General features: G+C 66.3%; 2 protein-coding genes. Both read left to right on the top strand.

Annotation, left to right across the window (positions count from 1 at the left end; genetic code table 11):
* Positions 1-61 precede the first annotated feature (61 nt).
* Positions 62-514 carry a hypothetical protein gene (locus ACWDTS_RS28085; RefSeq protein ID WP_450119461.1) on the top strand — a complete coding sequence of 151 codons (453 nt, stop codon included), beginning with the start codon at positions 62-64 and terminating at the stop codon, positions 512-514.
* A 32-nt stretch (positions 515-546) separates the two neighbouring features.
* Complete coding sequence (locus tag ACWDTS_RS28080; RefSeq protein ID WP_450119460.1) at positions 547-1,527, top strand: transposase; 981 nt, start codon at positions 547-549, stop codon at positions 1,525-1,527.
* Positions 1,528-1,537 lie beyond the last annotated feature (10 nt).

Raw genomic sequence — 1,537 nt, 5'->3', positions numbered from 1 at the left:
ACGTTGGTTGCCAGGATGGTCGTGAGACACCCGGCAACCAACGCGGGGAACGGACACAGAGATGATCGACATCCCGATCGGACGGACTGCTACCGGTAAGCGTTCGTTCACGATGGCGTACAAGTTCGAGGTCTTGCGATTGTGGGACCAGTGCGTCGACCGGGGAGCCAAGGCCCGGCTGCTGCGGGAGAACAATCTCGACTCGAGTACCGTCCACGCGTGGGTTCGGGCCCGTGATCGGGGAGACTTCACCACTACCATGGTCAAGGCAGCGGACAAGTCGAGGATGCGTATGGACAGCCGGGATCGGGCGGAGCTGGCCAAGCTCCGCAAAGAGAACGAGCGACTCAGACAGAAGGTCGTGCAGGCCGAGACCGCCCAGGAAATTCTGGGAAAAGCATTCGAGCTCTTGCAGGGGATCACCACGAGCTCGACCGAGGACACCGAGATCCCGCCGGCGTTGATGAGCGCGGACGAGTACGCCGCCTGGCTCGACCGCAAGAGCCTGTCCTGATAGACACCGTCACCGCCCTGCACGCGGCGGCCGTGCCGGTGACCCGGGCCTGCGCGCTGGTCGGGGTGCCGCGGTCGAGCTACTACCGCCTCGCCCGTGGCTATACGCACTACCGGCCGGTCGAGGATCCGATCCCGCATGCCGACCGGGTCCAGCCGGCGGCTCTGGCACCGGCCGAGAGACAGGCAGTTGTCGAGCTGCTCCTCGCTGAAGAGAACGTGGATCTGTCTGTGGCGCAGGTGTATTGGCGTGCCTTCGACGACGGTCTGGTGTCGTGCTCGCAGTCGACGTGCTATCGGGTGGCGCGGGCACAGAACCTGACCGGGGACCGGCGCCGCACCCGCCGCGGCGGCGGCCTCGCGCGGCGCAGACCGGTGGCGGTGGCCGCGCGGACCGGTGATCTGTGGTCCTGGGACATCACGATGTTGCAGGGCCCGCGCCGGCAGGACCGGTATCTGTTGTATCTGGCGATCGACGTGTACTCGAGGTTTCCGGTGGCGTGGCGGATCGAGTACGCCGAGACCACCACGATGGCGGTGCAGATGTTCGCCGAGGCGTTCGCCGTGTTCGGGGTGCCGGCGGTGCTGCATGCCGACAACGGGGCGTCGATGCGCTCGCACGGGTTGCTCGACGCGCTCGAGACCGCGGGGGTGGCGGCGTCGTATTCGCGGCCGCGGGTCAGCGACGACAACCCGTTCTCCGAGTCGTTGTTCAAGACGATCAAATACGACCTGTCCTGCCCGCAGCGGTTCGACAGCATCGACCATGCACGCCGGTGGACCGAGCAGTTCCTGTTGCGGTACGCCACCGAACACCGGCACAGCGGTCTGGCCCGACACACCCCGGCCTCGGTGTTCTTCGGCACCGATGTCGAGGAGCGTCGGGCTCGCCAGGCCCGGCTCGATCAGATCTACGCCGAGCACCCCGAACGGTTTCACCGTCGCCCGCTCGCGCCACAGCTCCCCGTCCTCACCGGAATCAACATCAACCACTACCTGTCTCAGGCAGGTTGACAACTACCGT

Source organism: Rhodococcus sp. NPDC003383 (assembly GCF_053589115.1).
This window is presented reverse-complemented; position numbering and strand designations above follow the sequence as displayed.